General features: G+C 51.9%; 7 protein-coding genes and 1 pseudogene. All 8 read right to left on the minus strand.

Annotation, left to right across the window (positions count from 1 at the left end):
- Positions 1 to 719 (minus strand): annotated as a pseudogene (locus tag BFP90_RS05910) (hemagglutinin repeat-containing protein); the annotation flags it as partial.
- A gap of 101 nt (positions 720 to 820) precedes the next feature.
- The gene (locus BFP90_RS05915; protein ID WP_065896230.1) at positions 821 to 1390 is read right to left on the minus strand and encodes a hypothetical protein; all 570 of its coding nucleotides are present in this window, start codon (positions 1388 to 1390) and stop codon (positions 821 to 823) included.
- A 118-nt stretch (positions 1391 to 1508) separates the two neighbouring features.
- Positions 1509 to 1880 (minus strand): hypothetical protein, encoded by a 372-nt coding sequence (locus tag BFP90_RS05920; RefSeq protein WP_065896231.1) that lies wholly within the window; start codon positions 1878 to 1880, stop codon positions 1509 to 1511.
- Between the two features lie 1262 nt (positions 1881 to 3142).
- Positions 3143 to 3538, minus strand: coding sequence for an SMI1/KNR4 family protein (locus BFP90_RS05930; protein ID WP_176718021.1), 396 nt, complete (start codon positions 3536 to 3538; stop codon positions 3143 to 3145).
- A 10-nt stretch (positions 3539 to 3548) separates the two neighbouring features.
- Positions 3549 to 5402 carry an HNH endonuclease signature motif containing protein gene (locus BFP90_RS28125; RefSeq protein WP_130138315.1) on the minus strand — a complete coding sequence of 618 codons (1854 nt, stop codon included), beginning with the start codon at positions 5400 to 5402 and terminating at the stop codon, positions 3549 to 3551.
- 57 nt (positions 5403 to 5459) lie between these two features.
- A complete protein-coding gene (locus BFP90_RS27125) occupies positions 5460 to 6158 on the minus strand; it encodes a transposase (protein WP_083203171.1) in 699 nt (232 codons plus the stop codon).
- A 455-nt stretch (positions 6159 to 6613) separates the two neighbouring features.
- Complete coding sequence (locus BFP90_RS27130; RefSeq protein WP_083203172.1) at positions 6614 to 7144, minus strand: SMI1/KNR4 family protein; 531 nt, start codon at positions 7142 to 7144, stop codon at positions 6614 to 6616.
- A 2-nt stretch (positions 7145 to 7146) separates the two neighbouring features.
- Positions 7147 to 9435: DNA/RNA non-specific endonuclease (locus BFP90_RS05940; RefSeq protein WP_176718022.1), on the minus strand; the 2289-nt coding region annotated here is incomplete at its 5' end.

A 9435-nucleotide genomic window follows, 5' to 3' on the forward strand; every position in this document is an offset into this window, starting at 1 on the left:
TGAGTGCCAATATCCGCAATCAACTGCACCTGCCGCAGCCGTTTCTGCTCTTTCTCCTTATCGAAGATGGGGCTGATGGCGCCGTTGGCGTGTTCAACATCGTGGCTCAGCGTTGCCACGTCCTGCTGCTGTTTGGCAGGGTCGCGGATGTTGAGGGTGCCGTTGGAAATGGCCGAGGACGTGGTGCCGCTGTCGCTGTCGCCGTGGTTGAATCCGACCAAGCTGCCGGTGGGCATATTGCTGATGAACGCGTTGGTGCCATCGCTGCCACTGCTGATGCTGGCGCTCTGCAATTGGCTTGTGTACTCAGCCTTGTTCTTTAAAACGCTCCATCCCAGCGTACCGGTGTTCAGGCGGTTTTTGTCCGGCGTAGCCGTGCTGGCGATCACGCTGCCATCGAGTTGCGTATGGTTGCCCACATCAATCTGGTAGCCGCCCTTGCCGCCGAACAGGCCGGTCTGCTCCTGCACACTCTGGTATTTGGAGTCGATCTTGCTTTTGCTGATGCTCAGGTTTGCACTGCCACCGGTGCCGATGATGGCGAAGCTGACGCCTCCACTGACATCCGTTTGCTTGGACTTGTAGTTATCGGTGTCCTGCAGGCTTTGCAGCGTGAGGTCGCGACCCACGGTGGCGGTGATTTTGTCTGCGCTGACTTGCGCGCCTTTGAGGGCAGTGTCTCGTCCGCTGATCAGGCTGACCTGTTTGCCGGCGTCCAACAAAATAGGGGGCTGAGCACTATTCTTCTACAAAAAATAAATCATATTTTTAAAGAGCAACTTTGCTGGACTCTAAAAAACGCAACAACGTGGTCTGACCCCTATTCCCTTTCGAGGACGGGAATACGCTGCGCGGGATCGGTGATGTCATACACATGCTGCTCACAGCCCGCGCCGACGATCACGAACTCCACCAGGTAAATCTTCTGCTTCTGCGGCTTGAACGCCGAGCTCATAGGGCCGCAGGCGTAGACAATTTTTTCGGCGTAGCGGTAGTAGTTCGAGTCATACACCCGCGACTCGCCCAATACCTCGATTGTCTGCCCCGGATCAGCCAACACTTCCAACTGCGGGAAGCGCTTGACCGCCGCGCTTTTGGCAACCTCACTCATCTTGGCGATCCAGCCGAACACCTTGCCCCGGCCCGAATCTACCACCGTGCCGAGGATCTCCGGCCGCTGATCGGCATCACCGCCACGGCGCACGGAGAACTGCACAGGGTAGGTGAAACAGGTGGCCCGCATGATCACCTTGGCTTGCTCGGCATCGGCCACGACCTTGTTCTGCTGCAACTGCACGCCGTCTTTGAGCAGGCTAGACGACGAGTCGCGAACATTGGAGTGACAGCCCGCGAGGATCAGGGCCGAGAGGATAAAGGCAACTTTTTTCATAAGGGTTTTCCGTGTAGATACATGGGCCATGCAAGGGTCAAAAACTCAAAAAAATACGACACCGTATAAAAACAGGGCGAAGCCGGCCAACGCCCCTCGCCACTCCGGGTCGGCATCCTTACTCATGCCGCCCGGCGCGATGGCCACCCTGGCGCCTCGCGCATAGCTGTAGACCGCCTGGCAGAGTGTTTTCCTTGATGTAGGCGATAACCTGCTGGTCCGCCTTCTCAAACATCTGCACAGAGGTCTTGCCATCGCCCATGTGCATCCAATTACCGGCGGGACCATAAATACCGCTGCCTGAAGCGACCCTATCAGTAGCCGGCGTGATGTCCGTGCCTTTTACAAAAGACAGCCGCATCTGCGCCTCAATCTGCTCAGCGGTGAACTTGCCATTACTCTTTTTGGCCAGCTCTAGCGCGAATGCTTTCTCTTCAGGGTGCAACTGAGCGGTTGTATTTGTCGACCGCAAACGCTGTACCGCCGGCAACTACCCCACCTGTCACACCATCACCTGAGCCCACGGCGCCGCCCACACCTTTAGCAATCAAGGAGGCTATGGCTTTTTGATCAGCAGGCGACAGATCGCTATCGGCCAGGGCCTTTTCTCAGGGTTTCATTGATCGTCCTTGAGCAGGTAAAGATACCCGGCAGTGCACCTGTCGGGGTTTATCGCAGGGGGTCACTACATTTCCCCATTACCGGATATGTAAGACTTCACATACGTCCATCGAGTGAGGATCCAATACGCCGCGAATACAAACGTAAGGGGAAAGCCGATCCAGTTGTATACCCAAGGCGAGTCAGTGCGCAGGGCGAGTGAAATCACCGCAGCGATGATCATCGCAAGTAGCAGGCTAGCCGCCAGAATCATGGAAAACAGTGAGATGGATAAGAAAAACCCACCGATCCATTTATTTCTTCTCACCCGAAGCCTCCTCGTAAAACGTATACCCTTTATCAGCAACAGACTTCAGGTACGCTCCCAGCGCTGTCCCGTAAGGTGCTGCCTTGCCAAAAACATGAACTTGTTGTTGTCGAAGCTGTGCACGGTGACGCCGAATATTGAATCCTTTTTATTGAGGCTATCCTTGAGGCCCATTTTAAGCGGAACCTTAACGAAGCCTGAGCCTAGTGACAATGCGAAATCCGCACCACTGTAGATAGCCGACCCGTACCCGCCAGGAATCTCATTGAATACTTCTTTGACCGAACCCTAGGCTTCCCACTCTCAAAATCCCAAGCCCCGTAAGTACAGTCAAAGGTAACCAGAGAGTCAAAATCTATGTTTACTATCATTTGATCTTCTCCAGAATAATGGTTTTCATGCTGTCGAGATTTTGAATTTTGCTGCCATCAGTTCGAAGGAGCATATGTGTCGAGAAGCGGAAATCTGAAGCTCCGCCCCTTATTACTCGCACACCAAGTGATTCGAGATCGGTGACACTAGGGAGTTTGCCATGAGGATTTTTAGTTTAGGAAATAGTGGTCAGACCACCATTGAAAATTTTATAACCGCCTTGCTTAAAAAACGTCAAGCAAATGAAAATAAAAAAGCTAGTTTTTAAAGAGCGTAATGTTCCAAGCTTGCCCCACAGAAACTAAAACAAAACGTGGTCTCAAAAACGTGGTCTGACCCCGATTTCCATTGAGTTTAAAAGGGTAAATCTATTAAATCCCAACTAAATATATCTGCTTCCCTTTCACCCCTTTATCCAAACTCGGATTTCCACCTTTACTAGGCACACCACATCAACTTAGTAAATCATATACAAAATAAGAAAATTCATCACATAACTTTCTAACACTCATGTCCGAAGAATCCACTTCGACTATAGACCAGCTCTGGCTCGTATCGAAGCCGAAGCATCGGCCCTGCATGTCATCTCCGAAAAATCGAATATCCCGGAAAGCGTTCGCATCACCTGCATCAAAAATCTCTTCAGCCTCTAAAAAACCGCTGTAAAGCATGATACCTGCATAGTCAATCTCCCCAGCTCCAAACTCTTTTAAAAATACCAAGTAATCTTCGGGAACATTCTGAAAATCTTTTTTGATAGCATGTAAAACTGCATCATCCACAACAGCTAATCCATCCAACAAATGCTCATCTTTCTTCTCTCGCATCAAAACTTCAAAGTTCTCCATCATCGCCTCTCTATTTTTTGTCTGAGAAAATTTCTCGCGCTACGCTTCCGGCGCGATGGATACCACCTTGGTGCTGATCCGGGAATCTAGCAGGGTGCATGTTCCACCATTCATTAGGCCCCCCAAAGCTGTTTTCAATAATATGATGCGCATCGAAAGGTTGACCCGCCTTTCGTGACACTGTCAGGCCATTCTTAGCAACAACGTCCTCAGTATAGCGCGGCCACATTTGGCCTGTATTGGCCTCCCACTGACTGATCAAATCATTCTTCACTTTATTGAATTGCTTCCTATTAATGTCAGATAGTTCCGGAGAAAGCTTGGTGAATTCTTGCTCGCGCAAAATGTTGGCGAGATTAGCACGTTGTTCATCTGTTACTTTAAATCCGGTCTGCGCTTCGAGATCTTTAAGATAACGACGAGCCTGACTCGAAAGTTCAGTGAACCCTTTCGCACCCTGGGCTAAAAACTCACCCGACTCCTCCGTCGCCACCTTCCTTTTCGCCAACGCAGCGGCAACGATCTCTGAAATTTTCGCTCCCACACGTACACCCGTGAGCGAAAGCAACGTATCGTCAACCACCGTCACCGGCTCTGCCGATTTCCTGGCTAATACCAACAGCCTCGACATTGAGTCTTTTGAAGCCAGGTCGTTGGTCGAGACGTTAATGACCTCTGTCGCATGAGCATCTGCCTGCTCCCGACCGTATTGAGCCCATTTGTCAGTCAAGCGCAATTCGCCATAAAGGCCGGCGCCTGTACCATTAAACAAGCTTGTGTCTACAAACTGCTCTTTAGTCGAGTTGAACGCATAAACCGCAGAGCCGTTGGCGATAATTGCAGTGCCGTCTTTCCACGTTAATGGAATTTTCTTGTCCGCCAATTCTTGAATAGCGCCTCTGGCAATCGCCAAATCACGATCAAGCCAATCCCGCGTCGGGTCGTTGCCCCAGTTCTTTTCCAGCGCATCCAAACGGGCGTTTTCGACGGCATCGACCTTGGATCCTGCCGCCATACGCAGCAAGTCTTCCCACAAGGCATCCGACTTTGGCTTGCCCTGTGTTTTCTCTAGCTCTTCGGCTTTCTTCTTGAGAATTGGCACTTCTTGGGTCAGGTGAAGTTGGCGATTGAATACTTCGACGCCGTAACCTGTCCCACTCCCGACAGCCGCGCCGCCGATGCCATTCCCAGCGCCTGCTCCAGCGCCTATCCCGGTCGCAACCAACGCCGCGATGTTGTCCTGGCTGGCCTCAGATAATTTGCTGTTTTCCAGCGCCTTTGCAATCGAGGGCATCAACGCAGCAGAAGCACCGGCCCCCAACGCGCCACTTTCCACTCTGCCGCTGGACAACCCCATGGCGGCACCTGCCAAAGCGTGCAACATGACGCGTGCTGCTCCACCTTCTGCCCATGCAGCTCGGGTTGCCGCGTCCGATTTCGGGTTCAGGGATTGCGCCTCGGCGTAATCACCCACTCGCTTGAAGATCTCGCTGGAAGCGGTATTGGCAACGATACCGACTGTCGTACCGACGGGCGCGCCACCAAGGCCTGCGGCGATCAGTCCCGTCGCGATATCCGCCATCATTTTCTTGTCGCCGCCGAACTGCCAGCGCTTGGCTTCCGAATAAGCCAGATCGGCGGCACGGGCGGTATCAGCAGCACCAGGCGCGCCTGCGTCCGCTTGTTCCTTCGCCGCCTGCCCAAGCTTCTTGGCCTCATCGGCCTTCGCCCTGCCTACCGCACTGATCACCCCACTGGCCAACTGCGCCGAGCTTTGGATTAGGTCGATACGTTCCTGCATGGCCTTTTCATCAGGCCGGTCGAGTTTCTGATTGGCATTGGCAGTGTCGCGATTCAGCCCCACCAGATCATTGGCGCCTTCGGAATTGCGGGGATTCCTCAGGGTCAGACCACTATTCTTCTATTCTTTTAACTCATACTTTTTTGGGCGTCCTGACACACCCTGCGAAACTCTTTTACCTAACGCGTGCGCGATCTCGGACGCAAACTTCTGATCGTCCAAAACATAATTACCGTTTGTAGAAGATCGAATTTGCTCTATCAGCCCAGGTGAAAGTCGATCATGGAATATAGACCGGTAAGCTTCGGCTCGTTGCGCGCTGCCGCTACCTAATTCGCTATAAACCGCATGCGGGCTTATAAAGCCTGACAGCTCGCCCTGTGCGTTTGCCCTATAGCTGGTCCAGCGATAGTCGCCCGGATGAGCAACCATACCCGCTCTGACCGGGTTCATTTCGATATATCGATAGCAAGCTAAAACATAGTTTTCTTGTTGAACCAAACAGGAGCGAAAGCGGCCTTCCCACAACGTGCCCGTTCGTTGATATGTTCGATTGACATATTGAACGTAGCGCTGCCCCAGCCCCTTCATAAGTAGGCTACCCCCCGCGCAGCAGGTGGGAGTCAACAATAAATGAACATGATTTGTCATCAAGCACAATGCGTGAACTTTACAACCGTACAGCTCAGCAAGCTCGGCTAATGTATCAATGTAAAAAATATAGTCTTTATCTGCATAAAAACAAGCGGCCCGATTGTTTCCCCGCTGAATAATATGCAACGGGATATTCGGCAGTAAAACCCTGGGACGGCGAGCCATATAAACCTCTAACTGTATAAGAGCTTACAGCTTAGCCGTCGATCACTAGGCCGACGAAATAAAATAATTACAAAAAACAAATCATGCTTTAAAAGAGCAGCTCTAAAAACGCTAAACCGTGGTCTACCCTATTTTTCCAAAAAATAAACCATATTTTTAAAGAGCAACTCCACTGAACTCTAAAAAACGTAAAACGTGGTCTGACCCCGATTTCCAGACCCCCAACTTCTTGATTTTTCGTAAGAAAAATCGGGGATCCCTCAGGGTCAGACCACTATTCTTCTATTTAAAAGAGCAACTCTACTAACCTCTAAAAACGCAAAAATGTGGCCTACCCTATTTCGCCAAAAATAAACCATATTTTTAAAGAGCAACTTCACTGAACTCTAAAAAACGCAAACCGTGGTCTGCCCCCTATTTCCTTCTCCCTCAACCCCTACTCCCTCCTTATAAACCTAATCAGCAATCCTAAAGAAATGATTATCTAGATCATCAGGGGGAAACTGACTAGGCAAAATTTTTGACGAAATATCTCTGCTAAGCAACTTTAAAAGAAACTCAACACAGCCAAAATTGTAGACCTCCTCCGCCCCCTGATCCGAGCTATGAATTGCAACTTTCCATGACTCTGGTTCTCCATTGACTAACCAAACAAGAGTTTCTCCATTATCCGTTACCGCCCAAGGAAGAAAAGAACCTTCCGCAGGGTAAGCTGGTCTCGGATAGTCCGACGAAAACTCCTGCCTCATTACAGCGTATGCATCTATAAAGTATTTGCTTTTTTCAAAATTCAAGTTTGGATTTTTTGAAAATGGATCTAGAATCCATAAAAAATCGTCTACCGACCCACATCCGTAAATTGATATTAATTGTTTGAAATCATTCGGCAATCGTGGATTTCCCTCAGATTCAAAGTTCGCCCAAGCCGTGTTATCGAAGATTCGCTGAGAGGGTGGCGAAAGAAGACTAATCAGCTTATTTATCATTCCTACTTAACTCCACTCACGTTTGGGATTGATACATCAAGAGTCAAACCGCCTGATCCACGAGCAGATAACGTTACACCGGTTGGCATTGGATTTGTACCCGTGTAAATAGGCACCGCCCTATAGCTTACGGTTTCACCACTCTGCACCGCGCTCCTGACTTGACGCTCAAATGAACTCATATTTGGATGATTTGCGTTGCGCTGGAAAAGTGTCACCAAATTTCTTGCATCATCACCAGCCCCCCCTAGTGAATTTGCTAGCAAATGTCCTCGTGCATGGTTAGCAGGCTGCCCTTCAAAACCTGGAGGTCGAATTGCTGGATTAGCGCTTGAACCGCCTCCCAATGAATCCTCCCTAAGGACTGCTGTAACTCCAGTAGGTCGACCAAGTGAGTCAAGCTCGCCGAGAATTACGTTGCTTGGGGCATTTGGACTTGGCCTGGCCAGCGAAGGGTAGCTGCTTTCTGGAATTTCTTTTGGAGGCGCGAAATCCGCATCGTTAGCAGCAGCCTTACCAGCATCTACAAAGCCAGTTTCTCCAGAAACCAGCCCTGAAGGAGTTGCCTTCGCCCCCCCCAACTCTATTCGAGCAGCGACCTTAGCCGTAACCTTCTCCGCCAGCAAGGCGCCACCCTTCACCAGCCCACCGCCAGCTGAAAGGACCGCAGCCATATCGCTGATCAGCCTTCCAGTTTCAACCCCGGCGTTATAAGAGCCACTGGGCCCGGCTTCTTCATACTGCGCTTGCAGTCGATCGATGCGATCAATATACGGCTGCTTGACCGCGTCCCAAACACCACCGCTCTCCACTACAGCTTTCAGCGCCGCATAGGTCGCCTTGAGGTTGCCTGCGGTGCGGACGATGCCATCAACGGTGTCGTTCAGCCCCAGAACAGCGCCAGCGGCAGTACCGAGTGTAAAGCTGGCATCCTGCGCGATGTCGATCGCTGTCCACTTCGTAGCTGTGCCTGTACTGCAGACCAACGTCGGACACTCACTCATTTCCTTGTCTCTCTGAGCCTTCTGCGCCTTGCTCAGATAGTTGTTCTGGACGGCATTAGTGCCCGCTTGCGCGCCGGTCACTGCCCCACTCAGGTCACCACCTGCAATCCCCCCAGCCAGCCCAGCGGCCAAACCGGACAGCGCAACCACCGTCTCTCTCTGCTCCTGCGTCAGATCCGCCGTTTTAGTGTTTGGGTACAGTTGATGGGCGATCAATTCGCCCGTCACTGCCCCGGCACCGCCTGCCAGCGCCGAGTTGCCTTGGGCCTGTGCCACCACGGCACCCAATACCGCATGCGCCATAGTATTCAGCGCATCGTTGTCCCCGGTGGTTTTCTTGATCACTTGTGCCAAGTAAGGAGACGACGCCCCCGCAATAGCGGAGCCAATATCGCCCCCAACCAGCCCTTGCAATGCTGCTGTCACCGCCTGTGCTACACGCGGGTAATTACCGCCGACCCCGTAGTCGGCCATGATTCGTTTATAAGCGTCAGTGGCGATCAGTTTTTTCTTGTAGGCGTCGACGTCCTCTTTTTTGGCATCCTTTCCAGGCTCTTTGATGCCACGCTTATCAAGTTCAGCACGCGCTTCTTTATCGGCATCGATCTGACCCTGAGTCCGAACGATGTCTACCGTCTGAGTGCCAATATCCGCAATCAACTGCACCTGCCGCAGCCGTTTCTGCTCTTTCTCCTTATCGAAGATGGGGCTGATGGCGCCGTTGGCGTGTTCAACATCGTGGCTCAGCGTTGCCACGTCCTGCTGCTGTTTGGCAGGGTCGCGGATGTTGAGGGTGCCGTTGGAAATGGCCGAGGACGTGGTGCCGCTGTCGCTGTCGCCGTGGTTGAATCCGACCAAGCTGCCGGTGGGCATATTGCTGATGAACGCGTTGGTGCCATCGCTGCCACTGCTGATGCTGGCGCTCTGCAATTGGCTTGTGTACTCAGCCTTGTTCTTTAAAACGCTCCATCCCAGCGTACCGGTGTTCAGGCGGTTTTTGTCCGGCGTAGCCGTGCTGGCGATCACGCTGCCATCGAGTTGCGTATGGTTGCCCACATCAATCTGGTAGCCGCCCTTGCCGCCGAACAGGCCGGTCTGCTCCTGCACACTCTGGTATTTGGAGTCGATCTTGCTTTTGCTGATGCTCAGGTTTGCACTGCCACCGGTGCCGATGATGGCGAAGCTGACGCCTCCACTGACATCCGTTTGCTTGGACTTGTAGTTATCGGTGTCCTGCAGGCTTTGCAGCGTGAGGTCGCGACCCACGGTGGCGGTGATTTTGTCTGC

The sequence above is a fragment of the Pseudomonas sp. 24 E 13 genome, assembly GCF_900004715.1.
GTDB lineage: Bacteria > Pseudomonadota > Gammaproteobacteria > Pseudomonadales > Pseudomonadaceae > Aquipseudomonas > Aquipseudomonas orientalis_A.

Excerpts from the sequence above, each read along its gene's own strand:
- BFP90_RS27130 (WP_083203172.1), bottom strand. The coding sequence starts at position 7,144 with ATGATAAATAAGCTGATTAGTCTTCTTTCGCCACCCTCTCAGCGAATC.
- BFP90_RS05915 (WP_065896230.1), bottom strand. The coding sequence starts at position 1,390 with ATGAAAAAAGTTGCCTTTATCCTCTCGGCCCTGATCCTCGCGGGCTGT.
- BFP90_RS27125 (WP_083203171.1), bottom strand. The coding sequence starts at position 6,158 with ATGGCTCGCCGTCCCAGGGTTTTACTGCCGAATATCCCGTTGCATATT.
- BFP90_RS05930 (WP_176718021.1), bottom strand. The coding sequence starts at position 3,538 with ATGGAGAACTTTGAAGTTTTGATGCGAGAGAAGAAAGATGAGCATTTG.